Origin of the sequence: Enterobacter sp. R4-368, assembly GCF_000410515.1 — a bacterium.
Classification (GTDB): Bacteria; Pseudomonadota; Gammaproteobacteria; order Enterobacterales; family Enterobacteriaceae; genus Kosakonia.
This window is the reverse complement of record NC_021500.1, coordinates 1,155,907-1,181,501: the sequence shown is the minus strand read 5'-3', so window position 1 is coordinate 1,181,501 and position 25,595 is coordinate 1,155,907. Positions and strand designations below refer to the sequence as shown.

General features: G+C 55.9%; 18 protein-coding genes, 2 pseudogenes and 2 riboswitches. Of the genes and pseudogenes, 8 read left to right on the top strand and 12 right to left on the bottom strand.

Annotated features, from left to right (window positions below):
- The first annotated feature begins 81 nt into the window (after nucleotides 1-81).
- Nucleotides 82-177: riboswitch (TPP riboswitch) on the top strand.
- 67 nt (nucleotides 178-244) lie between these two features.
- The 3 genes and pseudogenes from H650_RS05515 to H650_RS05505 form a co-directional block, all read left to right on the top strand.
- A pseudogene (locus H650_RS05515) lies at nucleotides 245-933 on the top strand (integrase); the annotation flags it as partial.
- Nucleotides 924-1,782 (top strand): annotated as a pseudogene (locus H650_RS05510) (methyl-accepting chemotaxis protein); the annotation flags it as partial. The pseudogenes H650_RS05515 and H650_RS05510, both read left to right, overlap by 10 nt.
- Before the next feature lie 373 nt (nucleotides 1,783-2,155).
- Nucleotides 2,156-2,827, top strand: coding sequence for a hypothetical protein (locus H650_RS05505; protein WP_020454339.1), 672 nt, complete (start codon nucleotides 2,156-2,158; stop codon nucleotides 2,825-2,827).
- A gap of 611 nt (nucleotides 2,828-3,438) precedes the next feature.
- On the opposite strand, the gene H650_RS05500 is transcribed toward H650_RS05505, so the two are convergent.
- A complete protein-coding gene (locus tag H650_RS05500) occupies nucleotides 3,439-3,789 on the bottom strand; it encodes a hypothetical protein (protein ID WP_044489417.1) in 351 nt (116 codons plus the stop codon).
- Nucleotides 3,750-3,950, bottom strand: coding sequence for a hypothetical protein (locus H650_RS25890; protein ID WP_020454337.1), 201 nt, complete (start codon nucleotides 3,948-3,950; stop codon nucleotides 3,750-3,752). Before H650_RS25890 ends, H650_RS05500 begins: the two co-directional genes overlap by 40 nt.
- Before the next feature lie 381 nt (nucleotides 3,951-4,331).
- Nucleotides 4,332-4,428, top strand: a riboswitch (TPP riboswitch).
- Nucleotides 4,429-4,462: 34 nt separating this feature from the next.
- Between H650_RS25890 and thiM the strand changes: the two genes are divergently transcribed.
- The 4 genes from thiM to H650_RS05475 all read left to right on the top strand — a co-directional run bounded on the left by thiM (nucleotide 4,463) and on the right by H650_RS05475 (nucleotide 8,645).
- Nucleotides 4,463-5,251 (top strand): hydroxyethylthiazole kinase, encoded by a 789-nt coding sequence (gene thiM / locus H650_RS05490; RefSeq protein ID WP_020454336.1) that lies wholly within the window; start codon nucleotides 4,463-4,465, stop codon nucleotides 5,249-5,251.
- Nucleotides 5,248-6,048, top strand: a complete 801-nt coding sequence (gene thiD, locus H650_RS05485; RefSeq protein WP_020454335.1) for a bifunctional hydroxymethylpyrimidine kinase/phosphomethylpyrimidine kinase — start codon at nucleotides 5,248-5,250, stop codon at nucleotides 6,046-6,048. The genes thiM and thiD overlap by 4 nt, the downstream gene beginning before the upstream one ends.
- A 150-nt stretch (nucleotides 6,049-6,198) precedes the next feature.
- Nucleotides 6,199-7,251 carry a class I fructose-bisphosphate aldolase gene (gene fbaB / locus H650_RS05480; RefSeq protein ID WP_020454334.1) on the top strand — a complete coding sequence of 351 codons (1,053 nt, stop codon included), beginning with the start codon at nucleotides 6,199-6,201 and terminating at the stop codon, nucleotides 7,249-7,251.
- Nucleotides 7,252-7,490: 239 nt separating this feature from the next.
- The gene (locus H650_RS05475; RefSeq protein WP_020454333.1) at nucleotides 7,491-8,645 is read left to right on the top strand and encodes a mandelate racemase family protein; all 1,155 of its coding nucleotides are present in this window, start codon (nucleotides 7,491-7,493) and stop codon (nucleotides 8,643-8,645) included.
- 207 nt (nucleotides 8,646-8,852) lie between these two features.
- Here H650_RS05475 and yegS read toward each other — a convergent pair whose 3' ends face one another.
- From yegS to H650_RS05460, 3 genes are all read right to left on the bottom strand, one after another.
- Nucleotides 8,853-9,752, bottom strand: coding sequence for a lipid kinase YegS (yegS, locus tag H650_RS05470; protein WP_020454332.1), 900 nt, complete (start codon nucleotides 9,750-9,752; stop codon nucleotides 8,853-8,855).
- Nucleotides 9,753-10,002: 250 nt separating this feature from the next.
- Nucleotides 10,003-11,364: a prephenate-dependent tRNA uridine(34) hydroxylase TrhP gene (trhP, locus tag H650_RS05465; RefSeq protein WP_020454331.1), complete on the bottom strand. Its 1,362-nt coding sequence runs from the start codon at nucleotides 11,362-11,364 to the stop codon at nucleotides 10,003-10,005.
- A gap of 117 nt (nucleotides 11,365-11,481) precedes the next feature.
- Complete coding sequence (locus tag H650_RS05460; protein WP_020454330.1) at nucleotides 11,482-12,213, bottom strand: tetratricopeptide repeat protein; 732 nt, start codon at nucleotides 12,211-12,213, stop codon at nucleotides 11,482-11,484.
- 233 nt (nucleotides 12,214-12,446) lie between these two features.
- Between H650_RS05460 and H650_RS05455 the strand changes: the two genes are divergently transcribed.
- Nucleotides 12,447-12,911 carry a helix-turn-helix domain-containing protein gene (locus H650_RS05455; RefSeq protein ID WP_020454329.1) on the top strand — a complete coding sequence of 155 codons (465 nt, stop codon included), beginning with the start codon at nucleotides 12,447-12,449 and terminating at the stop codon, nucleotides 12,909-12,911.
- A 41-nt stretch (nucleotides 12,912-12,952) separates the two neighbouring features.
- Here the strand turns inward: H650_RS05455 and baeR are convergent, their stop codons facing one another.
- The 7 genes from baeR to yegD all read right to left on the bottom strand — a co-directional run bounded on the left by baeR (nucleotide 12,953) and on the right by yegD (nucleotide 25,572).
- On the bottom strand, nucleotides 12,953-13,675 hold the full coding sequence (gene baeR / locus H650_RS05450; protein ID WP_017458511.1) for an envelope stress response regulator BaeR: 723 nt from the start codon (nucleotides 13,673-13,675) through the stop codon (nucleotides 12,953-12,955).
- Nucleotides 13,672-15,195, bottom strand: a complete 1,524-nt coding sequence (baeS, locus tag H650_RS05445) for an envelope stress sensor histidine kinase BaeS (protein WP_020454328.1) — start codon at nucleotides 15,193-15,195, stop codon at nucleotides 13,672-13,674. The genes baeR and baeS overlap by 4 nt, the downstream gene beginning before the upstream one ends.
- The gene (locus H650_RS05440; RefSeq protein WP_020454327.1) at nucleotides 15,192-16,607 is read right to left on the bottom strand and encodes an MFS transporter; all 1,416 of its coding nucleotides are present in this window, start codon (nucleotides 16,605-16,607) and stop codon (nucleotides 15,192-15,194) included. The genes baeS and H650_RS05440 overlap by 4 nt, the downstream gene beginning before the upstream one ends.
- On the bottom strand, nucleotides 16,604-19,681 hold the full coding sequence (gene mdtC, locus H650_RS05435; RefSeq protein ID WP_020454326.1) for a multidrug efflux RND transporter permease subunit MdtC: 3,078 nt from the start codon (nucleotides 19,679-19,681) through the stop codon (nucleotides 16,604-16,606). Before mdtC ends, H650_RS05440 begins: the two co-directional genes overlap by 4 nt.
- A complete protein-coding gene (locus tag H650_RS05430; protein WP_020454325.1) occupies nucleotides 19,682-22,804 on the bottom strand; it encodes an MdtB/MuxB family multidrug efflux RND transporter permease subunit in 3,123 nt (1,040 codons plus the stop codon).
- A complete protein-coding gene (locus H650_RS05425) occupies nucleotides 22,804-24,039 on the bottom strand; it encodes an MdtA/MuxA family multidrug efflux RND transporter periplasmic adaptor subunit (protein ID WP_020454324.1) in 1,236 nt (411 codons plus the stop codon). The genes H650_RS05430 and H650_RS05425 overlap by 1 nt, the downstream gene beginning before the upstream one ends.
- A 180-nt stretch (nucleotides 24,040-24,219) precedes the next feature.
- Nucleotides 24,220-25,572 carry a molecular chaperone gene (gene yegD / locus H650_RS05420; protein ID WP_020454323.1) on the bottom strand — a complete coding sequence of 451 codons (1,353 nt, stop codon included), beginning with the start codon at nucleotides 25,570-25,572 and terminating at the stop codon, nucleotides 24,220-24,222.
- Nucleotides 25,573-25,595 lie beyond the last annotated feature (23 nt).

The window sequence follows — 25,595 nt, the reverse complement described above, 5'->3', positions numbered from 1 at the left end:
AGGAAGGCCGGTTTACAACACCGGGCGGGCGCATTATTCTGAGTGGCGGTTACTCAACGGTTAACCACAACATATTGATTTTTAAATGACTCGGGGTGCCCTTCTTCGTGAAGGCTGAGAAATACCCGTACCACCTGATCTGGATAATGCCAGCATAGGGAGCCGAAATTCGGCTTATTTATCATGAGATTGACTCTCTTTTTGTTAGTGCGCAATGCACTTGAGGTACAAAAAGGGCGCAATCATGGGGTACAGAAATCTTCTATACACATTTCAGCGAAACGGCATGCAAATCCGGCTTTCAAATGGCAGGATGTATAAGAAATCACTACTCACTGATAGCTTCCGTGAAGCCTCTGCTTTGATGATTGGCGTTACGCCTCACATTCCTTTTATTAAATCATTAGCTACGCCGCTCCTCGTGTTCGAATCATTTTTGTCTAATCTGATTGCGTCAGAACGCAAGGCTGTGAGAAATCCACTTTTGCCCCACCAGCAGATAGCTCCTCCTGCTGAAACCGTGGAATCTCAACCGCCAGCCGAACCCGGAAAAGTGCTAACACTCGCGGATGCGTGGGCGACGTACAAAGACGAAAAGGGGAGAAACTGGACGAAATCGATCTCAATGGCGAATGAGCGTTATATCGACGTATTGCTAACTGTCTTGGGCGGAGAAACTAATGTCGCGGCTATCACCAGGCAGGACAATAAACAGGTGATGAGATCATTGAATATCTCCCAAAACGCGTTTTTCAACCTTATCGCTCGATGACTATTCAGTAATAGATCTAATGCGATGATGTTCCTCCTGATGAGCTGGTTGGTGTTGAGGCCATCCACAAGCATCTCAAGCTCTATAAATCACTATTCAAAACTTTTCTCACTGAGGGCAAAGACGTGTTGCAGAAGCCGCCAACTGATGGCGTCGTGTCCTTTTCCCTCTTGACTCTGCCCGTCTTCACTGCGAGCAGATGGCTGCCGGAGAACTGCATAGCCCGGTGATATCGCGCTCGAAAGATGAAATCGGTACGATGCTCAGCTCGCTGGAGCAGATGCGTCTTTCGTTGGTGGATATCATTGCACAGGTTCGTCATTCAAGCGGAAGCGTGGCTCATGCCGCCGAAGAGATTGCCGCAGGAAATACGGATCTCTCGGCACGAACAGAGTCGCAGGCCGCTTCCCTTGGCGAAACGGCTGCCGGTAGAGAACAACTGATTTCCACGGTGAAACACGCCTCAGAAAACACGCACCCGGCTAACCAGCTTGCCAGCAACATGCGCACCTCTGCGCAAGAGGGAAGCGGTGCTTTCAATGAAGGAAACCGAAAGCAGCTCAGGCAAAATCGACACAATTATCGGTCTGATTGAAGATATTGCTTTCCAGACTAATATCCTGGTGCTTGACGCGGCCGTTGAGGCAGACCGAGCTCGCGAGCAGGGGCGCGGTTTTGCCGTTGTCGCTAGCGAAGCCCGCAATCTGGCGCAGCGCTCGTCGGTTGCTGCGAAAGAGATTAAGGAGTTGATTGAGCAGTCCGGCACTCAGGCTCAGCCTGGCAGCGAAAGGGGGGAGCGAGCGGGCGAAAGCATGAAGTGCATTATCGCTTCCGTTAAATAGGTGTCCGAACTGATGCCGGAGATTAATCTCTCCACCAATGAGCAAAGCCGCGCTATTGAGCAGATCAATATTGCTGTCGCGCAAATGGATTCCGTTACCCAGCAGAAAGCCGCACTCGTTGAGGAAGCCTCTGCCGCGGCCCATTCGCTGAAAGTGCAGTCGCAATGACTTAAACAGGCTGTGGCTGACTTCAAACTTAACTGATGACAAACGGTGACAGGCAGGCTTCGGCCTGCCTTTCTTTTTATGGTCGCGTTATCTTTGAAGGTGATTTTGCGCTCCGGTTCCAGCAACGCGAGGCGTTTGAAAGGTAGTGGGGGTTGGTAAGGCTGGGCTGGGTTAAGCAAAAATCAGACTGCAGGAAAAAAGTGCGAAACAATCAAAATTAGGAGTTTTCTTACGATTTGATAAGCAGTAAACTATCCTTTTACCTATCATATAAGAAAATGAAATATACGATTCCAGCCAAGTTGTTCTTCGGTGTTTTAGCACTGACTTTTGTTTGTTTAACATACTTGTTGATTAATGTGGCGATTTAAAAATGAATAATCAAACGACAGAGATAGATTTACTCGAGTTGCTTTTCTTTATAAAAAAGAAAAGTATAAGCATCATTTTCTCAATGGCGGCAGCGCTGATTTTAGCAATTGTTTTTTTGTTGGTAGAGAAAGATAAAGTAAATATAAGCTATGAAATAAAAATAAACAGTGATGCTCCCAGTATGATTATTAATTGTAATACTGACTTTGATTGCAAATCGAATTTCATTGAATCGATTATTAAAGGCATTAGTGACAGATTTACTATTCAGGCAGATGAAAGAACAAAAGTAATTAATCTCACCTGGAGAGGCAATACTTCAGAAAAACCGATTGCTGATGCTGCAATTAAAACGATATATCAAAAAATCAACTCCTGGTATATTCAGGATTATCAAGCGTATAAAAGAATAATTGATGATAATAAAAACAACGTGATGAATGGTAGTGAACTATATACAAAAATAGCCTTTATTACAAAGCTGGACTATTCGAATGAAAAGGATTTTATATTTATCAGTAAAAGTGATGTCAGTAAGAAATATAAAACAGGTATATTTATCGTGTTGTCGTTAATGATGGGGTTTATTTTATCAGCTTTTTATCATTTAACGAAAAGAAGCATAATTGAATATAATGAAAAGAAAATATTCAAAAAAACGCAAATTAACTAAAAAGCATGGTTGCTTGTTACCAAAAGTAATGCCAGCGTAGCGTATAAATAAAGTATAAGCCCGCTGAGTGAATTATCCAAAAAATGTTGTTCACTCGAGAGTTGCGGGCTTTTTACAGTAGTAAATGGAAACAGGAATAACCAGATGGGTGTTGTACAGCACCCATTTTCTTAGCAGGCTAAGTATTAAAAAATTTAACGGATTCATCTTTAATCAACACGATTGATAACCGGGAACATCAGGATAGATCTATAAAAATCCGTTTCGGGTATTGTATTGATACTGACAACATAACCATATTGCTTTCCTGCCCATATTTATTTTATCAACCACGGTTCGGTACATACTGAGAGAGCCCCGTTTGCCTGGCTGGGGCAGAGCAGGTTAGCAGAATAGAGATGGACTGCTGAGCCGACGGAAAAGTTGAATCAGATTCAACTGATTCAGGGTACCCTTCCTTGTGTAGGCTGAGAAATAACTGTATTACCCGATCTGTAAGATACCCACGTCAGTAACGACGGGATTTTCCGCCGTTGAGTACCCGAATAATTTTCAAAAATAAATAAAGCCCCACTTTTTTAGGTTCGGGGCCAGATCTGGCGCGCTTAAATTTACCGTAGGCTGTACGTTAAAAAATAGCGACCTGCGTGCTGTTCGATGCTGTATACCCTGCCGCTGTAATCAACCCGAACCGTGTCACCGTCAACGGCGATCGCCGATAGGGTGCTGCTGCCAGTCAGGAATGGAAAGTCGCCGTAAAGCTGCTGTAAGCTAGCTCCATCGGCGTTGCGTTGGTAATACCGGTATACGGTCGGGACGGTGGCACCGCCTTCGCTGTTCTGCGTGGTGTAAAGCCATGTGCCTGGGGCGATCTGGCGCACGCTCTGAAGCGTGTCGCCTGCTCGCGGATATGGCTGATAACTCAGCCAGCGAAGATGGCCAGCAACACAGTTAACAGCCAATGGGCCGCATTAATGCGCACCTTCTGATAAAACCATAAATAAGTTTGCGGCAATGCGACGTTACGTCCGTAGCCGTGGCTGCGTGCTTCTCTCATTTCTCTCATATTGTTTTGTAGGAACTGCCGTCTACTTTTAGGGTCGATGCCTGGCGGTGATGCCATCTTCCTTCTCCTTTTGCCTTTGAAAGTTATGGGAACAATGGGACGGCAACTGATTGATAAGCAAGCATTAAAAAACGTTCTTTACGGCGTAGAGAAAGATACCTGTGATTTTAGGAACCATAGAAATCAACGTGTCAGGCTGCCTGAAGGTATCGATGTTGTGTTCATGACCGCTATGAAATCATTAAATTCTCATGACTTGCACCTGCTTGTTGAAAAGCCGATTAGCCGGTGAAACCGTCGTCGTAATGTGGGCGTACCCGCGTGGGTTGTGATGAGAGGCAGATGCCGTTTTTGAAGGGGTTGTGTCTTTGTTTCCCCGCTGGCATGATCCTGAACAGGGATTAATGAGAGCATTAATCGCAAGTAGTTGAATTTGTTTTAAATGACTCGGGGTGCCCTTCTTTGTGAAGGCTGAGAAATACCCGTACCACCTGATCTGGATAATGCCAGCGTAGGGAAGTCAGATGCCTGCCCGGCATCCCTTCTTCACGCCGGGCAGGAGCGAAACCATGCAACCTGACCTGCTTGATCGTGTGCAACTCGCACATGCGTTACAGCAATTCCGCCGCCGTTCTCCCCTTGTGCACTGTATGACCAATGACGTCGTACAAACCTTTACCGCTAACGTGCTACTGGCGCTTGGCGCATCACCCGCGATGGTGATTGATAGCGAAGAAGCGCCGCAGTTCAGCGCCATTGCCGATGCCCTGTTAATCAACGTGGGTACCTTAACGCGCGAACGCGCCGCAGCGATGCGCGCGGCGGTCGAGAGCGCGAAAGCCGCGCATAAACCCTGGACACTCGATCCCGTTGCCGTTGCCGTTGGCGCGCTCACGCTACGCACACAATTCTGCCAGCAACTGCTGGCGTTGCGCCCGGCGGCGATCCGGGGGAATGCTTCGGAAATCCTCGCGCTTGCCGGTATGAGCGCCGGCGGGCGCGGCGTGGATACCACCGACACCGCCAGCGCGGCACTGCCTGCGGCGCAGGCGCTGGCGCGACAAAGCGGGGCGATTGTCGCGGTAAGCGGCGAAGTGGATTACATCACCGATGGCCCGCGTGTGTTGATGGTGGCCGGCGGTGATGTGCTGATGACGCGCGTGGTGGGTACTGGCTGCGCACTCTCTGCGGTGGTGGCCGCCTGCTGCGCACTGCCGGGCGATAAGCTGGAAAATGTCGCTGCGGCCTGCGCGTTTATGGCACAAGCCGGTAGCCTGGCCTGTGCGAAGAGCGCAGGACCGGGCAGTTTTGTTCCCGCCTTTCTGGACGCGCTGTACATGCTGGGAGGCAATGCATGAAACGCATCAACGCATTAACCATTGCCGGCACCGATCCCAGCGGTGGGGCGGGCATTCAGGCGGATCTGAAAACTTTTTCCGCGCTGGGCGCATACGGCTGTTCGGTGATCACCGCGCTGGTGGCACAAAACACCCGTGGCGTGCAGTCGGTGTACCGCATTGAACCCGACTTTGTCGCCGCACAGCTTGATTCCGTGCTCAGCGACGTGCGTATTGACACCACCAAAATCGGCATGCTGGCGGAAACGGACATTGTTGAAGCGGTCGCGGAACGGCTGCGTCGCTATCAGGTACGCAATGTGGTGCTGGATACGGTGATGCTCGCCAAAAGTGGCGACCCGCTGTTATCGCCCTCAGCGGTCACTGCGCTGCGTCAGCATTTACTGCCACAGGTTTCACTTATTACGCCTAATTTGCCGGAAGCCGCCGCGCTGCTTGATGCGCCACATGCCCGCAGCGAACAGGAGATGCATGCGCAGGGCGAAGCGCTGCTGGCGCTCGGCTGTGAAGCGGTGCTGATGAAAGGCGGTCATCTGGATGACGCCGAAAGCCCTGACTGGCTGTTCACGCGCGATGGGGCGCTGCGCTTTAGCGCCCCGCGTGTGAAAACGAAAAACACCCACGGTACGGGCTGTACGCTCTCCGCCGCGCTGGCGGCGCTGCGCCCGCACCATGACGACTGGGCATCCACCGTGGTGGAAGCAAAACAGTGGTTAACGGCGGCGCTCGCGCAGGCAGATACGCTGGAAGTGGGGCACGGCATTGGACCGGTGCATCACTTTCACCAGTGGTGGTAAACCGCTATATGAAACGTGCCAGCAGATAATGCTGAAAAAAAGGCCAGCGGTGGAAAATCTGACAAGAGGGAACCAGGCTTATCTCTGCCTGCCGTCAGGCAGGTAAGGATAATCCAATTCGCTTTGCGCGAAGCTTACGGGAGCATAGCTATGACTGATATTGTGCAGTTACTTGGCAAAGACGCCGACAGCCTTCTGCAACACCGTTGTATGACCATCCCCGCTGACCAGCTCTATCTGCCAGGACACGATTATGTTGATCGCGTAATGGTCGATAACAACCGCCCGCCGGCGGTGCTGCGAAATATGCAGACGCTGTATAACCACGGGCGGCTGGCGGGCACGGGCTATCTGTCTATTTTGCCGGTCGACCAGGGCATTGAGCACTCGGCGGGCGCGTCGTTTGCCGCCAACCCGCTCTACTTCGATCCGAAGAACATTGTCGAGCTGGCGATTGAAGCCGGTTGTAACTGCGTGGCATCCACTTACGGTGTGCTGGCGTCGGTTTCGCGCCGTTATGCGCACCGCATTCCTTTCCTGGTAAAACTGAACCACAACGAAACGCTCAGCTACCCTACCGAATATGACCAGACGTTGTACGCCAGCGTCGAGCAGGCGTTCAATATGGGCGCCGTCGCCGTCGGGGCGACGATCTATTTCGGTTCAGCGGAATCACGCCGCCAGATTGAAGAAATTTCCGCCGCCTTTGAACGCGCGCATGAGCTCGGTATGGTCACCGTATTGTGGGCGTACCTGCGTAACTCATCGTTCAAGAAAGATGGCGTTGATTACCACGTTTCCGCCGATTTAACCGGCCAGGCGAACCATATTGCCGCCACCATTGGCGCCGATATTGTGAAGCAGAAGATGGCGGAAAATAACGGCGGCTACAAAGCGGTGAATTTTGGCTATACCGACGAGCGCGTCTACAGCAAGCTGACCAGCGACAATCCGATTGACCTGGTGCGTTACCAGCTGGCGAACTGCTACATGGGCCGGGCCGGGCTGATTAACTCCGGCGGCGCGGCGGGCGGCGATACCGATCTCGGCGACGCGGTTCGTACGGCGGTTATCAATAAACGCGCGGGCGGCATGGGGCTGATCCTGGGCCGTAAAGCGTTCAAGAAAACCATGGCCGAGGGCGTGAAGCTGATTAACGCTGTGCAGGATGTCTATCTTGACGAGAAAGTGACCATCGCCTGATTACCTTTTACCCTCTCCCTGGCGGGGGAGGGTAAATAATCCATCCCCTTTATTTCATCTTACCTGCGTCTCAATCCCCTGATTGCATTCCGTCTTTTTGTGAAAAACCTCACGCCGCGTCGTGCATATGTCTAAAAAATGCCCCTCGTTTAGCGAAACTTGCCCGAAGTTACGCGCTATTTTTGTGCATAATATTTATTTATAAAACGGCTTTTCAAAAAAAATATCAGGGAACCACAATGAAAATTGAATCAGTAAACGTCACCGTGTTTCAGCATCCCACGCGCCGCGTTTCCGACAGCGCCGGGCACTCGCATCCAGGGCCGGAAAAACAGGCCAGCATGGCGATGCTGACGATCGCCGCAGACGATGGCAGCAAAGGCTATTCCTTTGCGCCGCCGGAAGTGGTGCGCCCGTTTGTGCTCAACGCTTTTTTTCGCAAAGTGATGCTCGGGCAGGATCCGTTTAACCGCGAGCGCATCTGGCAGGATCTGGTGCACTGGCAACGCGGCAGTGCGCACCAGTTAACCGAGCGCACACTGTCATTTGTTGAACAAGCGCTGTGGGATTTGATTGGCCGCAAATTAAACATATCGGTGTACAAGCTGCTGGGCGGTTATCGCGACAAAGTCCCGGCGTATGGCAGCACCATGTGCGGCGACGAGCTGGAAGGCGGGCTTTCGACGCCGGACTCGTACGCCGCCTTCGCCGAAAAACTGGTGGCGCGCGGCTACAAAGCCATCAAATTACACACCTGGATGCCACCGGTGAAATTCGCGCCGAACCCGAAAATGGACGTCAAAGCCTGCGCCGCGGTGCGTGAAGCGGTCGGCCCGGATATTGAACTGATGCTTGATGGCTACCACTGGTACAGCCGCACCGACGCGCTCTATATCGGCAAGGAGCTGGAAAAACTCAACTTCGCCTGGTTTGAAGAACCGATGGACGAAGCGAGCATGTCCTCTTACGCGTGGCTTGCGGAAAATCTGTCGATTCCGGTTATCGGGCCGGAAAGCCTGGGCGGGAAACACCATAGCCGCGCCGACTGGGTAAACGCGGGCGCCTGTGACATTCTGCGCGCCGGAGCCAACGGCGTGGGCGGCATTTCGCCAGCGCTGAAAGTGGCGAACCTGGCGGAATCATTCGGCATGGATTGTGAAGTGCACGGCAACGGCGCGGCGAGCCTGGCGGTGATTGGCGCCATCCGCAACTGCCGCTGGTACGAGCGCGGTTTGCTGCACCCGTTCCTCGATTATGATCAACCGGCGGCGTACTTAAACAGCCTGATTGATCCGATGGATGAAGAGGGCTTTGTTCATCTGCCGCAGCGACCGGGGCTCGGCGAGGACATCAATTTCGCCTATATCGAAGCCAATACCGTCAGCCACGACTGACAGATAATAAATACCCTTGTCATTCACTCTCCGGTCCGCTGATTTCAGCGGGGGGCTTAACCCCCTCGCTGCGAGATGTTCTCAAATTAATAAACTATGGGTTGCTGAGATAGCCGTCAGTCGCAATGCAGCAAAAAAGGCCTGGCGGCGCTTGCGCTCACCAGGTCTGTCAATTTGCTTGCAACACGCTCGTAAGGCTGCGGCGCGTTAACGCAATAACGGGCAATCCGGTGGCAACCGGCATTGCAGCGCATTCGGCACCACTTCAATGCGAAACCGCTCGCCGCGCAGCGGTTCGCCGTCGAGATTAAACGTCATTTCATGCGGGGCATTAATTTCAAACCACGCCGATTTCCCGTCGACAATATGCGGGTTATCTTCCGGCTGTGTCAGGGTGGTGAACAGCGCGGGAAGCAGTTCATCACCGGTGAAAATCCGTAGCTGTAATAAGCCGTCATTGATCAGCGCCTGCGGGCAGAGTTGCTGTCCGCCGCCCGCCTGGCGGCCATTGCCGATGCCGATCACCAGTGCATCGCCCTGCCAGTGAAAATCCTCACCACTTATTTCGCAGCGATCCGCTTTCAGCATATCCATGCGCATCAGGCCGTGGATCAGATAGGAGACGCCGCCGAGCGCGGCTTTAAGTTTTTCCGGCGTTTCACTGGTAATGCGGGTGCCAAAACCGCCGGTCGCCATATTGATAAAGCAGGTTTTATCGTTCACGCGGGCGATATCAATTGGCACCGCTTTGCCGACAATCGCCAGCTGTAAGGCCTTATCCAGGCCTTCCGGGATACCGGCGCTGGTGGCGAAATCATTGGCGGTGCCGAGCGGCAAAATGCCCAGCGCCGGGATGGTCTCGCTTTTGCAGTTCACCAGCGCGGTCGCCACTTCGTTGATGGTGCCATCGCCGCCACCGGCAATCACCGTGGCAACGCCAAGCTGCCGCGCCTCTTCGACATAGCGCACCGCGTCGCCTTTTTCCCAGGTGACGCGCACCTGAATATCCATGCCTTCGTCGCGCAATAGCGTTACCGCTTCGCGCAGGGCTTCGTCCCCGGCGCTTTTACCGTTGAGGATTAACAAACTTGTGGGAAATGCGCTCATTCTTTTCATCCTGATTGAATTCGATGAGAAAAGTGTATCTCAGGAGAGAAAAGTGGGGAGAAAAAGCAGAGAAAGGATGAAAAAAAATCAGCCTGCGTAAGGGAGATTACGCAGGCTAAGGAGGTGGTTCCTGGTACAGCTAGCATTTATGGGTTATGTTTTTCAGCGAGAAGGATAATACCCGTATTAAACGGGGCGGTATGTGATCCGATTCTAAGATTTTTCGCGCCGAAAAAATAACCCTGCTCAATCACTTCGCGTGAGGATTGCGGGTTGACTGCCCGGTGAAATTGCGCATTAACAGCGCATATTCCAGCGCCATATCCTGCGGAACCGGCAGCCAGACCGTATAACCGTCTCCCGGCGCGACCGGCATGGCTTCGCCTTTGGCGTTTTCCATGTGCTCCAGCGTAAAGTTGACGTTGCCCTGCGGTGTCATCAACTCCAGGCTGTCGCCAACGGAAAACTTATTTTTCACCGCTACAGCCGCAAGGTCGCCTTTGCGCTCACCGGTGAATTCACCGACAAACTGCTGGCGTTCGGAAACGGAATAACCGTATTCATAGTTCTGGTAGTCGTCATGGGTGTGACGGCGCAGGAAACCTTCGGTGTAACCCCGGTGCGCCAGGCCTTCCAGCGTCTCCAGCAGCGAAGTATCGAACGGCTTGCCCGCCGCGGCGTCGTCAATCGCTTTGCGATAAACCTGCGCAGTACGCGCGCAGTAGTAGAAGGATTTAGTGCGGCCTTCAATCTTCAGAGAGTGCACCCCCATCTGCGTTAACCGCTCAACATGCGCAATCGCCCGCAGATCTTTCGAGTTCATGATGTAAGTGCCGTGCTCGTCTTCAAAGGCGGTCATGTACTCGCCCGGACGCTGGGCTTCTTCAATCATGAACACTTTATCGGTCGGCGCGCCGACGCCGAGTGTCGGTTCAATGTTCTGCACCGGGATCGGTTCATGCACGTGTACGATATTGCCGATGGCATCTTCTTTGCCTTCCTGCACCTTGTATTCCCAGCGACAGGCATTGGTACAGGTGCCCTGGTTCGGATCGCGTTTATTGATATAACCCGAGAGCAGGCAGCGGCCGGAATAAGCCATGCACAGCGCGCCGTGCACGAAGATTTCGATCTCCATCTCCGGCACCTGGGCGCGGATTTCGGCAATCTCTTCTAAAGAGAGCTCGCGGGAGAGGATCACGCGGCTCAGCCCCATTTGCTGCCAGAACTTCACGGTCGCCCAGTTAACGGCGTTGGCCTGTACCGACAGATGAATCGGCATCTGCGGGAAGTTTTCCCGCACCAGCATGATTAAACCGGGATCGGACATAATCAGCGCGTCCGGCCCCATATCCACCACCGGTTTCAGATCGCGAATAAACGTTTTCAGCTTGGCGTTGTGCGGGGCAATATTCACCACCACGTAAAACTGCTTACCCAGCGCGTGGGCTTCGTTAATGCCGATTTGCAGGTTTTCGTGGTTGAATTCGTTATTGCGCACGCGCAGCGAGTAACGCGGTTGGCCCGCGTAAACCGCGTCTGCGCCGTAGGCGAAAGCGTAACGCATATTTTTCAGCGTTCCCGCCGGGGAGAGGAGTTCCGGTTTAAACATGATGTTCTCGTTCTGATGACAGGTCAGATAGCCTCACCGAAGTGAGGCCGCAGGGGAGTTCCCCTAAATTTAGGGCGGGAATTGTAGCGCCGTGGGGCAGGGGAGTAAACCCGCGCGTTAGTTCACGCGCAGGTAGGTGCCATCTGCGCTGACGTTATGGCCGAAACCGCAATTCGTCGCATCATCCGTTTTCATCTCCAGCGTGTTGAGATCCGCCGCCAGACTCAGCGAAATGGTGCATTGGGAAATGCCTTCATCACGCAAAATGATGTCGCCTTTGCCGTTTTTCAGCGTCACTTTTTCGCTGAAATCACCCATATTCGGCCCGGAGTACAGCCCCATGATGCCGAAATAAAGACCGGACCAGTCCGCCTGCCAGCTCTCTTTATCCTGTGGTTTAAGCGTGATGACTTCCCACTCGCTGCGTCCGGCGTACTGCCAGTATTCACCCGCGGCGGAAGCCGGTTTTGGCAGCGCCTGCAGCTTGTCCTGGATACGCGAGAGGTTATATTTCGACTTTTCGTCGTCCGGCATAATGGACAGCCACGCCTGCGCTTTGCGGTAGTCGCCCTGGCGGATCCAGGTAAGCGCGACATTGTTGTAGGCGGTGGCTATCAACACATCATTCGGTTTATCTTTGCCTGATTCGCACTGCTCCAGCCATGCCGCCTGTTCTTCGAAAGCCTCGCGCGCTTTGGGGTAATCTTTCGCTTTGTAATATTGATCGCCTTTTTTGGCGTAATCGGCGATTTTCGCGCAGTCTGCATCCATCTGTGCTTCGGTTAGCTCTGCCTGGCAGTTGAATGCTGCAAATAAGAGTGTCAGCGCACCGTAGTAGTATTTCCTCACTATCCCTTTCCTTTTATTGTTGTCAGGCCTGGCGGCTGACGAAACGATACTATGCCCCAGGCGGCAGCCATCATACAGAGGATTGCGCCGTTGTTCACTGAAGACATATTCACCGGAGTTATACTTGACGACAGGCCGTGTCAGGCTGCTGTCGGGTCGCTGTCAGGTGCGGATCGTGTTGCTGTCTGCGGGGTTGGGTGACACTACAGGCCGGATTCATCAGGAGAAAGAGTATGAGCGATAACAAAGTAAAAGCATTACGTCTGGCTCGGGCCTGGTCACAGGAACAACTGGCAGAGATGGCGGCGCTGAGCGTCAGAACCGTGCAGAGAATTGAAAATGGCGATCAGCCTTCGCTGGAAACACTCAGCGCACTGGCGGCGGTGTTTGGCGTCAGCGTCACCGAGCTTTCCGCGCAGAGCGAGGCCGGCGAAGAGGCGCTGGATAAACGCATCACCGCCGCGCGGGAACAGCTCGACGCCGAAAGCAGTTTCTGGCGCATGTTGATCACCGCCGTTATCGTCTGCGTGCTGCTGTTTTTCCTCAACCGCAGCACCTCGCCGGAGAGCCATTGGTCATTATGGGTGGCGGCGATTTGGGGCGGGCTGGTGGCGGTGAAAGGGTTGCGGATTTTTGTCTTCGCGAATCTGATTAGCCAGTGGCATAAACAGCGTTTGCAGCGGTTGCTGCGTAAATAACTCGACCGGAGCGTGTCGGGCGCATGCGCCCGACATACGGCTTACGCCAGTTTGCAGGCGTCGGCTTCCCAGCGGTAACCGACACCGTAAACGGCGCGGATAAAGGATTGTTCTTCATCCAGCGCTTCGAGTTTGCGACGCAGGTTTTTGATATGGCTGTCGATGGTACGGTCCGTTACCACGCGGTAGTCGTCATACAGATGGTTAAGCAACTGCTCGCGGGAGAACACTTTGCCCGGCTCGCTGGAGAGGGTTTTCAGCAGGCGAAACTCAGCGGGCGTGAGATCCAGCAGCTTGTTGTGCCAGCTCGCCTGAAAACGCCCTTCATCGACAATCAGCGGGCTTTCAGCATCCAGCCGTTCCAGCTCACGCTGCGGTTTGCAACGGCGCAGAATGGTTTTCACGCGCGCCACCACTTCACGCGGGCTGTAAGGTTTGCAGATGTAATCATCCGCGCCAATCTCCAGCCCCAGCAGGCGGTCGATCTCTTCGATTTTCGCCGTCACCATAATAATGGGCACGTTAGAAAAACGGCGGATTTCCCGACATAACGTTAACCCGTCGGTACCGGGCAGCATCAAATCCAGCAGGATCAGATCCGGCGGCGTCTGGCGCACGTAAGAGAGCACCTGATCGCCGTGGTTAATCAGCGTTGGCGCGTAGCTTGCCGCGCGCAGATAGTCGAGCAGCAACTGCCCAAGCTTAGGCTCATCTTCAACAACCAGGATGCGTGGCGTGTTTTCATCGATCGGTAACTCAGTCATACATCTCTCGTTTTTTCGCGTTCAAGCGGTAGTTCAACTGTAATGCTAACCCCGCCGAATGGCGAGTGCGCCGCGTGGATAGCGCCACCGTGCGCTTCCACAATATTCAAACAAATAGCCAGCCCCAGGCCGGAGCCGCCGCTGGCACGGTTACGCGAGCCTTCCGTGCGATAAAAACGCTCGAACAGCCGTTTGAGTTGCTCATCGCTGACGCCCGGTGCGCTGTCGGCAAAACGCATCACCAGCGTGTTGTCGCGGGTCATGACCTGGATAAGCGTTTGCCCGCCCGCATCGGTGTAGCGCAGGCTGTTTTCCAGCAGGTTGTTAAATAACTGCATCAGGCGATCGGGATCGCCAAACACCGTGGCGCTGGCGGGCACTTCAAGAGAAAGGGTCAGATTGCGGCTGGCGTAACGCTCGCGGAAAGCGCCTGCGGCGACTTCGACCAGCGACACCACATCCACCGGCGCTTTCTGGTAGGCCAGCGCCCCTTCATCGGACATCGATAACTGGTGCAGGTCATTGACCAGCTTGGTGAGCGTGGCGACTTCTGCCTGCAGCGAGGCTACCGATTCCGGCGTGAACTGCCGCACACCATCCTGAATCGCCTCCAGTTCGCCGCGCAGCACCGCCAGCGGCGTGCGCAGTTCGTGCGAAATATCCGCCATAAAATCGCGGCGCATTTGCTGATTGCGCTCCAGCGTGCTGGCGAGCTGGTTAAAGTCGCGCGCCAGCCAGCCAAGCTCATCCTGGCTACCGGGATTGACCCGGGTGGAGAAATCGCCCGAGGCGAGCCGGTGGGTGCCATCGACCAGCCGTTTTACCGGCGCCAGTAAACCGCGCGCCAGCGGGAAAGTCGCCAGCGCGGCGAGCAGCGTGGCAAGGCCGACAATCAGCCAACTGGTGCGGCGCTGCTGGCGTTCAAAGTTGATATCGGTGTTGCGCGTCAGGCGCTCAATCGGCGAAGCGATAACCCAGCCGACGGTCGCGTTATTCACGACAATTGCCCGGCGTGTGCCATCCTTTGGCACCGGTGAGCGCGGGCCGACCAGCACATTATTATCCTGATCGGCGACCCAGAATTTGGTGCGCCAGCCGTGCGGCGGCATATCCGGCGGCGGCGGGCCAGGGGAGCGCTCCATTTCGTCATTCGGGCCGGAACGCATGTCACGCTCCCCGCCGGGTTCCATGCCTGGCGGTGCATTGTTGTCCATCTCGCGCGGCGGTTCGCCAGGCCGGTCTTCTTCACGGTCGTTATCGCGTTCGAATGAACGCAAGAGCTGGAAAATCACCCGGTCATTGTTGCGCAGAAACTGCCAGCTACCGTTTTGCGCATACTGCTCAGCCAGCGAGTCGCTCAGCATTTGCAGGCGCTGTTCGTTGCCGCGCTTAATGTAGTCAATAAAACCGTGCTCAAAGCTGAGACGCACTGCCCAGTGCATGGTGATCAGCAGAACAATACAGGTGGCTAAAATCGCCAGAAACAGTTTGGCCGTAATACCCGGCCGCCAGAACTTCATGACGCTCTCCTGTTGCGACGGGCAATCACGACGTTCTGGCTGGCGTCATTCGGGACGCGGGCGAAGAGCAACGCCGGAAGTGAAATAATCACCGCCATGCTGAGATAGGTGTAAAGGAAAACATGGTGCGCCACGCCGCTGTCTGCGGACAGATGCTGCTGACCAAACAGGCCGAGCAGCAGCCCGGCGACAGTCACCCCGATACTCATCGATAACTGCATGATCATCGACAGCAGGCTGTTGCCGCCGCTGGCCAGCTCATCGGGCAGATCTTTGAGCGTTAAGGTGTTCATGGAGGAGAAGCGCATCGAGTTGATCATCCCCTGGCAGAACAGCACCACCGGCAGCAGGTAATACCAGCCGAGCAGCGCTGTTGCCATAAACAGCAGGCTGATGGCGGCCAGGCCAAGCGTGGAGCAGACCAGCGCGCGGCGGTAACCAAAGCGGTTCACCACCTGCACCACGATGCGTTTCATTCCCATGCTGCCCAGCACCATCGGGATCATCATCAGCCCGGCATGAAAGGGCGAAAACCCCAGGCCAATCTGCAAAAACACCGGCGTCATAAACGGCAACATACCGCTGCCGATGCGCCCGGCGAAACTCCCGGCCAGACCCAGCGAAAAAGAGGGCGTGCGGAACAACCGCAGATTAAATAATGCACCGTCGTTGCCTCTGGCATGCAGCAGATAAAAGAGCATCGCCGCCGCGCCCACCGCCACCAGCGCGCCGAGTTGCCACGACGTTAGCCCCAGCCCGCGATTGCCATCGAGCGCCAGCGTCAGCGTTGCCATGCCGCCCGCGAGCAGCACAAAACCCGCCATATCAAAGCGGCGGGTTTGCAGGGTGTAGTTGGGCATCAGGCTGAGGGTGGCGATCGCACCGAGAATGCCCACCGGCAGATTAATCAGGAAAATCCAGTGCCAGGAGGCATATTCCACCAGGATACCACCAAGCGCCGGGCCGAGCAGCGGGCCTACCTGCCCCGGCAGGGTGACAAAAGTCATCGCCGCCATGTACTGATCGCGTGGGACAATTTTCATCACCGTTAGCCTGCCGACCGGCACCATCATCGCGCCGCCGACACCTTGCAGCACGCGCGCCATGACTAACTGATCGAGTGTCGACGCCTGCGCGCAAAACAGTGAGCCGGTGGTAAACAGCACAATGGCGGCAAAAAAGATGTTCCGCACGCCAACCCGGTCTGCCAGCCAGCCGCTGGCGGGCAGCATCACCGCTACCGTCAGCACATAGGCGACCACCACCATATGCATGTGCAGCGGGCTCTCCCCGAGGCTTTTCGCCATCGAGGGGAGCGCCGTGTTAACAATGGTGGTATCCAGCGACTGCATAAAAAAGCCAAAGGCGACGATCCATAGCTGCCAGCGGATATTTTTCGGTAGCTCATTCATTCACTAACTGGCTCTCTTTCGTGTCGGCTAAAGCGCATACGCAGGCGGTCGAAGAAGAGATAGACCACCGGCGTGGTGTACAGGGTGAGTAACTGGCTCATTACCAGCCCGCCCACAATCGTAATACCGAGCGGCTGGCGTAGCTCTGAGCCGTCGCCACCGGAGATCACTAATGGCAGCGCGCCAAACAGCGCCGCCAGCGTGGTCATCATGATCGGGCGAAAACGCAGCAGGCAGGCCTGGAAAATCGCCTCTTCAGCCGTGAGATTACCCTGGCGCTGCGCTTCGAGCGCGAAGTCGACCATCATAATCGCGTTTTTCTTTACAATCCCAATCAACAGCATAATGCCAATTAGCGCGATCAAACTGAATGGCGCGCCGAAAAGCTCAAGCGCCAGCAGCGCGCCCACGCCCGCCGAGGGCAGGGTAGAGAGAATGGTCAGCGGGTGAACATAGCTTTCGTACAAAATCCCCAGCACGATATAGACCGTCGCAATGGCCGCCAGGATCAGGATGACCTGCGAGTTCATTGTTTCCTGGAACACCTGCGCGGTGCCGGCAAAACTGCCGCGCACGCTGGAAGGCACGCCAAGCTGCGTCATCGCGCGGTTAATGGCGTCGCTGGCTTGCGATAACGAGGTTCCCGTTGGCAGGTTAAAGGCAATGGTCGAGGCCGCCGACAGCCCCTGGTGATTCACCGACAGCGGCGCGTTTGCGGGCTGCCAGTGCGCGAAGTAGGAGAGCGGGATCGTTTCGCCGTCACTGTTGATGACGTACATCTTATCCAGCGCGCTGACATCCTGGGTGTAGCGCGGGTCGACTTCCATCACCACTTTGTACTGGTTTAGCGGCTGGTAAATGGTGGAAATCTGCCGTTGACCGAAGGCATTATTCAGCAGGCTGTTGGCCGCCTGGACGCTGATACCGAGCCGCGACATGGTTTCACGGTCGTACACCAGATTCATCTCCGCGCCGTTATCCTGCTGATCCGAGTTAACGTCCGCAAGTTCCGGCAGCGCGGCAAGGGCTTTGCGAATTTTGGGCTCCCATTCGCGCAGGGCGCTGAGCGAGTCCGACAGCAAAGCGAACTGGTAGCTGGCATTGGCCTGGCGACCGCCGACGCGAATATCCTGCACGGCCATCAAAAACAGGCTCGCGCCCGGCTCTTTGGCCAGCTTGCCGCGCAGACGATCAATCACCTGTTGCGCAGTTTCGTGGCGCACACCGCGGGGTTTCAGGGTGATAAACATCATGCCGCTGTTAACACGTGAACCGCCGGTAAAACCGGTGACATTATCTACCGCCGGATCGTCACGGATGATCTTCATAAAGTCCTGCAATTTACCGCGCATCGCCTGGAATGAAATACTCTGATCGGCCTGAATACCACCCATCAGCACGCCGGTATCCTGTTCCGGGAAGAAGGTTTTCGGAATCGAAATATAGAGCCAGATATTGAGCGCGATGGTGCCAATTAACACCAACCCGACTAACCGCGCATGGTTGAGCACCCATTTCAACGATCGTGCGTATTGCTGTTGTAGCGCCACCAGCAGGCGGCCGAAGCCTTTTTCCCGGCTGCGCTCGCGCGGTTTATGCGCTTTTAACAACCAGCCGCACATCATCGGCGTTAGCGTCAGGGAAATGGCCAGCGAAATACCAATCGCCACCGAGAGCGTGACGGCGAATTCGCGCAGCAAACGTCCCGGAAGCCCCGCCATCAGCAGCAGCGGCAGGAATACGGCCACCAGCGAAATACTCATCGACAGCACGGTAAAGCCGACTTCTCGCGTGCCTTGCAGCGCTGCCTGCAACGGTTTCATCCCCGCTTCCAGATGGCGTGAGATATTTTCCAGCACCACAATCGCATCATCGACCACAAAACCGGTGGCAATGGTCAGCGCCATGAGCGACAGGTTATTCAGGCTAAAGCCGCATAAATACATGGCGGCAAACGTGCCGATAAGCGACACGGGGACGGCAACCGCCGGGATCAGCGTTGCGCGGCCTGAACGTAAAAACAGGAACACCACCAGGATCACCAGTGCCACCGAGATAACCAGCGTCTGTTCGACCTCGGCCAGCGAAGCGCGAATGGTCGGCGAGCGATCCTGGGCGATTTGCAAATCAATCGCCGCAGGAATGGTTTGCTGCAGGCCGGGCAGACGGGCGCGAATACTGTCCACCGTCTGAATAATATTGGCTTCCGGCAGTTTGCGGATCATCAGCAAAATGGCGGGCTTCGCATTGGTCATCCCGGCGTTGCGCACATCCTGCACCGAGTCAGTGACTTTAGCGACATCGCTTAAGCGCACGGCGGAGCCGTTTTTGTAGTGAATGATTAACGGTTGGTATTCGGCGGCGGTTTTCAGCTCGTCGTTGGTTTGCACCTGCCAGCGCCGCGTGCCGTCTTCCACTGCGCCCTGCGGTTTGCGCACGTTGGCATTGCTGATTGCCGTACGCACTGAATCCAGCGATACGCCCTGGTTAAACAGCGCCTGCGGGTTTAAATCCACACGCACGGCGGGCAGGGAACTGCCGCCAACGTCAACGTCGCCCACGCCATCAATCTGCGAGATGGTTTGCGCCAGTTGCGTCGAGGCGAAGTCATACAACTGCCCCTGCGAATAGGTGTCTGACGTAAGCGTCAAAATCATGATCGGCGCAGCCGACGGATTCGCTTTGCGATAGGTCGGGCGCGATGGCATGCCGCTTGGTAACAGGTTTTGCGCCGCGTTAATCGCCGCCTGCACATCGCGCGCCGCGCCATTGATATCGCGGTCGAAATTAAACTCAAGAATTATGCGCGTACTGCCCAGTGAACTGGATGAGGTCATTTCACTGACCCCGGCAATGCGCCCGAGCGAGCGCTCAAGCGGGGTGGCAACAGAGGAGGCCATGGTTTCCGGTGACGCGCCCGGCAGTGAGGCGCTAACCATAATCACCGGAAAATCGACCTGCGGCAGCGGGGCGACCGGCAGCAGCCGGAAGCCGAGAATGCCGCACAGTGTAATGGCGAGCGAAATCAAAATCGTCGCCACCGGGCGGTAAATGAAGAGGGCGAAAAACTTCACTTACGCCTCCTCTTCACGGCGTGGGAAACGCTTTTTCACTGCCAGCGACAGGCGATCGAATAACAGGTAAATCACCGGCGTCGTAAAGAGCGTCAGCACCTGGCTCACCAGCAAACCACCGACCATACCAATGCCCAGCGGACGGCGTAACTCTGCGCCGACGCCGGTGCTCAGCATTAACGGTAGCGCACCAAGCAGTGCCGCCAGGGTGGTCATTAATATCGGGCGAAAACGCAGTAAACAGGCCTGGAAAATCGCATCGCGCGGCGACATGCCCTCTTCGCGTTCGGCGGCGAGGGCGAAGTCGATCATCATGATGGCGTTTTTCTTGACGATACCAATAAGCAAAATAATGCCGATGATAGCAATCACATCCAGTTCACTGCCGGACACCATCAGCGCCAGCAGCGCGCCAACGCCAGCCGTTGGCAATGTCGACAGGATAGTGATGGGGTGAATAAAGCTCTCGTACAGCACGCCGAGCACGATATACATCGCCGCGACAGCCGCGACAATCAGCCAGATGGTGCTGCCAAGCGCCGCCTGGAACGCCAGTGTGCTGCCCTGGAATTGCGTGGTGATATCCGTCGGGAAGTTGAGCGTTTTCTCGCTATCCAGCACGGCCTGCACCGCATCGCCGAGCGAATACCCTTCCGCCACGTTGAAGGAGATCGTCGTCGACGGGAATTGATCCAGATGGTTGATACTCAGCGGTGCGTAGCGTTGCTCCACTTTCGCAATTGACGAGAGCGGCACGATGCCGCCATCGGTACTGGTCAGGCGAATGTTGTCGAGCGCGGAAAGCCCCGGCGTTTGCGCCGTGTCGTGTTCCAGCACCACGCGATACTGGTTTGCCTGGGTGTAAATGGTGGAGATCAACCGCTGACCAAACGCGTTATAAAGGGCGTTATCCACGTCCGCCATGTTGATGCCAAGGCGGCTGGCACTGTCGCGATCGACATTCACGTAGGCCACCAGGCCTTTGTCCTGCCAGTCGCTGCTGACATCTGCCAGTTGTGGCAGCGCCTGCAGTTTACTCACCAGTTGCGGCACCCAGGTACTGAGCGCATCCAGCGAGTTGGCCTGCAAGGTGAACTGATATTGCGTGCGGCTGACGGTGGTATCGATGGTTAAATCCTGCGTCGGTTGCAGGTAGAGTGCCACGCCGGGCACTTTCGCCGCCGCCTGTTGCAGGCGCTCAATCACTGGCTGGACCCGATCGTCGCGCTCATCCAGCGGTTTCAGGTTGATTTGCAATCGGGCGCTGTTAAGCGATGGGTTGGTGCCATCGACACCGACAAATGACGTCAGGCTTTCTACCGCCGGATCGCGCAGGATAATATCGGCCACCTGGCGCTGGCGCTCTGCCATGCTGGCAAAGGACGCGGATTGTGGTGCTTGCAGGGTTCCCTGGATAATGCCGTTGTCCTGCACCGGGAAGAAACCTTTCGGAATAAACACCCACAGCATGATCGACAAAAACAGGGTTCCGACCGCCACGCTCAACGTCAGCCATGGGTGATTGAGCACTTTGCTCAGTAGCCTGCCGTAGGCCGCGATGACGCGCTCGAAAAAACGCTCCGACGCGCGGGAAAAACGGTTCTGTTTGCGCAGGGATTCGGCGCTTAGCATGCGTGCGCACATCATCGGCGTCAGCGTCAGCGACACAATTGCGGAAATCAGGATCGCTATCGCCAGCGTGACGGCAAATTCGCGGAACAGGCGGCCGACGATATCCCCCATAAACAGCAGCGGGATCAGGACCGCAATCAACGAGAACGTCAGCGAGATAATGGTAAAACCGATCTCACCAGCCCCTTTCAGGGCGGCGGCCAGCGGTTTTTCGCCTTTTTCGATATAGCGCGAGATATTTTCGATAACCACAATGGCGTCGTCGACCACAAAGCCGGTGGCGATGGTCAGCGCCATTAGCGTCAGGTTGTTGATGGAGAAACCGAGAAATACCATCGCCGCGAATGTCCCGACCAGCGATAGCGGCACCGCCACGCCCGGAATAATGGTCGCCGGAATATTGCGCAGGAAGACGTAGATAATCATCACCACCAGCGCGATCGCCAGCATAAGTTCGAACTGGGTGTCGTCGACCGACGCGCGAATGTTGTTGGTTCTGTCTGACAGCACTTTCACCGTCACCGATTTTGGCAGGCTTTCGGTTAACTGCGGCAGCAGCGTGCGGATGCTATCGGCGGTGTCGATAATGTTCGCCCCCGGCTGGCGCTGGACGTTCATGACAATCGCTTGTTGCTTATTAGCCCATGCGCCAAGCCAGCTATTTTCTGCGCCTTGTTCAACGGTCGCGATATCGCCAAGCCGGATCGGTGCGCCATTCTGATACGCGACAATCAACTGGCGATACTCTTCGGCAGACTGCATCTGATCGTTGGCGGAGAGCGTGACGGCGCGGGTTGGACCGTCGAGGCTGCCTTTCGCCGAATTGACGTTGGCGTTACTGATGGCGGTGCGAATGGTTTCGCTGGTCAGCCCGAGAGCCGCAATCGCCTGGGCATTGAGTTTGACACGCACCGCCGGGCGCTGGCCGCCAGAAAGTGTCACCAGACCGACGCCGGAAACCTGCGAGATTTTCTGCGCGACGCGCGTTTCCACCATATCTTCCACCTGGGTCATGGGCATGGCGGAAGAGGTGACGGCGAGCGTCATAATCGGTGGGTCTGCCGGGTTAACTTTGCTGTAGACCGGCGGGTTGGGCAGATCGGAGGGGAGCAGGCTGTTAGCGGCATTCATCGCCGCCTGCACTTCCTGCTCGGCGACATCCAGCGGCAAACTGAGCTGGAACTGCAAGGTCACCACCGACGCGCCGCCGAAACTTTGCGACGACATCTGTTTTAAGCCGGACATCTGACCAAACTGGCGCTCCAGCGGCGCGGTGATCGCCGAAGTGACCACATCGGGGCTGGCACCGGGGTAGAGCGTCACTACCTGAATGGTCGGGTAATCAACTTCAGGCAGCGCGGAAACGGGCAGAAAACGGTAGCCGATAATACCGGCCAGCAGGATCGCCACCATCAACAGCGTGGTGGCGACCGGACGCAAAATAAACAGACGGGAAGGGCCGCCCGTCCGGCCCGGCGGTAGCAACTGCATCAGGACTGCGCTCCTTTGGCCGGATGTTCACGCTTTGCCGGTACGGCGTCGGCGTTTTTCGCATCCACGACTTCCACTTTCGCCCCTTCGGTCAGGCGGTCAATGCCGTCCGTCACCACGCGATCGCCCGCCGACAGACCGGCGGCAATCACCACTTTCTGGCTGTCCTGAATACCTGGCGTGACGGTGTGTTTGCTGACCTGGTTCTTGTCGTTCAGAACCCAGACGAAGTTGCCTTCGTTGCCCATTTGCAGGGCGGCTGCCGGGATCACTACCGCGTCCTGCTGCGTGGCAACCAGCATGCGCGCGTTGACGAACTGGTTGGGGAACAGGGCATCGTCCTGGTTATCAAAGCGGGCTTTCAGTTTGATGGTGCCGGTGGTGGCGTCAATCTGGTTATCGAGGCTTAACAATGTGCCGCTGCTCAGCTTCTGTTTATTGGTGCGATCCCAGGCTTCCACCACCAGTTGCTGGCCTGCTTTTTGCGCCTGCACCACGGTGGCGATTTCGCTTTCCGGCAGGGTAAACACCAGATCGATGGGGTGGGTTTGCGTCAACACCACGATGCCGGTGGTGTCGCTGCTGCTGATTTGGTTACCAATATCCACCTGTTTTAAACCCACTCGCCCGGAAATGGGGGCGGTTATGCGGCTCCAGTCCAGCTCTAACTGCGCGCTGGCTACAGCGGCTTCATCGGCTTTCACGGTGCCTTCCGATTCGGTGACCAGCGCCTGCTGGCTATCGAGATCCTGGCGCGAAACCAGGCTGGTTTTCGCCAGTTGCTGGTAGCGCGAAAGATCGCGGCGGGCGTTGGCGAGTGTGGCTTTATCTTTCGCCAACTGGCCCTGCGCTTGCGCCAGCGCCACGTTGAACTGGCTTGGGTCGATTTCCGCCAGCAGATCGCCGGCTTTTACTTGCTGGCCTTCCTGGAAATGGATCGCCATAAGCTGGCCCGAAACGCGGCTGCGCACGGTAACGGTATTAGCGGCGGTAATGGTGCCGAGCCCGGAGAGATAACGCGGTACGGCTTCGCGGGTTGCCGTTGCGGCCTGCACCGGCGGCAGCGCGCCGCCGCGCATACCGTGGCGACCTCCGCCCGGCGCGCCCTGGCGCTGAGTCTGCCCGGTGGCGGTAGAAGAAGTCTCTTTATGTGCGAACTGGTACCAGGCTACGCCCGCTACCGCCATGACCACGGCCGCGACAAGCGTGCGGCGAAACGTAACACTGCCTTTCATCGTTATAGGTATCTCATCGGAAAACTAATGGCGAAATAATACTAGTTTAGTAACGGCATGCCCCGGAAAAATGGAGGAAAAATGAAACACTGTCTGGAAACGTATGGCAGGTAGGGTAATTTGCGTTAGGGGGATTTTAAAGAAGAAAATAATGCCGGGAGGGATCCTCCCGGCAAGATATTAACGGAACAGTGTCTGCGCCCAGCGCGCAAGACCGGCGGTGACGGAGCCGAAGTCATCGCCGCTCGCAATCGGGATCCCCGGCAGGGTTTGCGCCAGCGCTTTTTTAATCAGCGGTGAACGCGCGCTACCGCCGGTGAGATAAATCATTTCCGGCGTTTCCGCACTGTTTTCCAGCGCCAGTTGCACCTGTTCAAGGATGCGTTGCAGTGGCTGATTTAGCGCGCTTTCCAGACCATCCTGGTCAATCGCCGCCGCGAGGTCATCGCTAATAAATGGCAAGGGAGCGGTAACCTGGGTGTCGTCGGAAAGGGCGATTTTGCTCTCTTCGGCGCTGCGCACTAACCGGTAGCTCAGACGCTGCCGCCAGACTTTTACCAGCAGCGCTACTTTCTCCGCGTCGCGCGCGTCGCGCAGGAGATCGTTAAGCAGGCGGCCATTGGCGGCGCTGTAAAACTCGGTCTGCGCGGGAACATCGTTAATCGCTACCGCATTCCACCAGGGCAGTATCGGCAGCGCGATGCCTTTTTCTGTCTGACCGCCCATGCCGAGCAGCGGCATCAGGCTTTTGAACGCCAGCGCAATGTCTAAATCGTTACCGCCAACGCGGCAGCCGCTATGCCCTAACAGGCTGGCGGCGCGCTCTTGCTTATCGCGCCACTGCGGCCCCATCAGCAATAATGAGCAGTCTGTCGTACCGCCGCCGATATCGACCACCAGCACACGTTTTTCGGCGCTTAACGTTGCTTCAAAATCGAGCCCGGCGGCGACCGGTTCGAACTGGAACACCACATCACGGAACCCGGCGCGTTTTGCGGCACGCTCCAGGATGCCTTGCGCCTGCGCGTTCGCCTCATCGCCGCCCAGCCCCTGGAAGTTGATCGGGCGACCAATCACGGCCTGATCAATGCTTTCCGGCAGTTGCGTTTCTGCCTGCTGGCGGATATGCAGCATCATGGCGCACACCAGGTCTTCGAACAGGGCGATTTGCTGCGGTTTCAGGCCGCTGGCGCCCAGGAAGGATTTCGGTGATTTAACAAAGTACACCTCTTCCGGGTCGCTGACGTATTGACGCAATGAAGCCAGCCCGAACTGCACGCTGGCGGCGCTAACCTCAATATCTTCCTCGCGGTTAAAGCTCATCGCCCGGCGCAGCAGCGCCTGGGTTTCGCCGTCTGTCGCCGGAACCTGATGGTGGCGATAGAGCCACTCGCTGACCGCTTCACGCGTCGGTGCGCAGAGCATCGACGGGAGTAAGGTACTGTTATTTTCCATTTTCAGCAGTTGCGCTGCGCCGTCGCGCATCACCGCGACCGAGCAGTTTGCCGTACCGTAGTCAAAGCCAACAAACACGTGTTTATCCCCATGCCAGTGAA

What these genes read in the sequence shown, in the direction of transcription:
- H650_RS05505 (WP_020454339.1), top strand. Translation starts at nt 2,156, where the DNA reads ATGAATAATCAAACGACAGAGATAGATTTACTCGAGTTGCTTTTCTTT.
- H650_RS25890 (WP_020454337.1), bottom strand. Translation starts at nt 3,950, where the DNA reads ATGGCATCACCGCCAGGCATCGACCCTAAAAGTAGACGGCAGTTCCTA.
- thiM (WP_020454336.1), top strand. Translation starts at nt 4,463, where the DNA reads ATGCAACCTGACCTGCTTGATCGTGTGCAACTCGCACATGCGTTACAG.
- thiD (WP_020454335.1), top strand. Translation starts at nt 5,248, where the DNA reads ATGAAACGCATCAACGCATTAACCATTGCCGGCACCGATCCCAGCGGT.
- fbaB (WP_020454334.1), top strand. Translation starts at nt 6,199, where the DNA reads ATGACTGATATTGTGCAGTTACTTGGCAAAGACGCCGACAGCCTTCTG.
- H650_RS05475 (WP_020454333.1), top strand. Translation starts at nt 7,491, where the DNA reads ATGAAAATTGAATCAGTAAACGTCACCGTGTTTCAGCATCCCACGCGC.
- yegS (WP_020454332.1), bottom strand. Translation starts at nt 9,752, where the DNA reads ATGAGCGCATTTCCCACAAGTTTGTTAATCCTCAACGGTAAAAGCGCC.
- trhP (WP_020454331.1), bottom strand. Translation starts at nt 11,364, where the DNA reads ATGTTTAAACCGGAACTCCTCTCCCCGGCGGGAACGCTGAAAAATATG.
- H650_RS05455 (WP_020454329.1), top strand. Translation starts at nt 12,447, where the DNA reads ATGAGCGATAACAAAGTAAAAGCATTACGTCTGGCTCGGGCCTGGTCA.
- baeR (WP_017458511.1), bottom strand. Translation starts at nt 13,675, where the DNA reads ATGACTGAGTTACCGATCGATGAAAACACGCCACGCATCCTGGTTGTT.
- baeS (WP_020454328.1), bottom strand. Translation starts at nt 15,195, where the DNA reads ATGAAGTTCTGGCGGCCGGGTATTACGGCCAAACTGTTTCTGGCGATT.
- H650_RS05440 (WP_020454327.1), bottom strand. Translation starts at nt 16,607, where the DNA reads ATGAATGAGCTACCGAAAAATATCCGCTGGCAGCTATGGATCGTCGCC.
- H650_RS05430 (WP_020454325.1), bottom strand. Translation starts at nt 22,804, where the DNA reads ATGCAGTTGCTACCGCCGGGCCGGACGGGCGGCCCTTCCCGTCTGTTT.
- H650_RS05425 (WP_020454324.1), bottom strand. Translation starts at nt 24,039, where the DNA reads ATGAAAGGCAGTGTTACGTTTCGCCGCACGCTTGTCGCGGCCGTGGTC.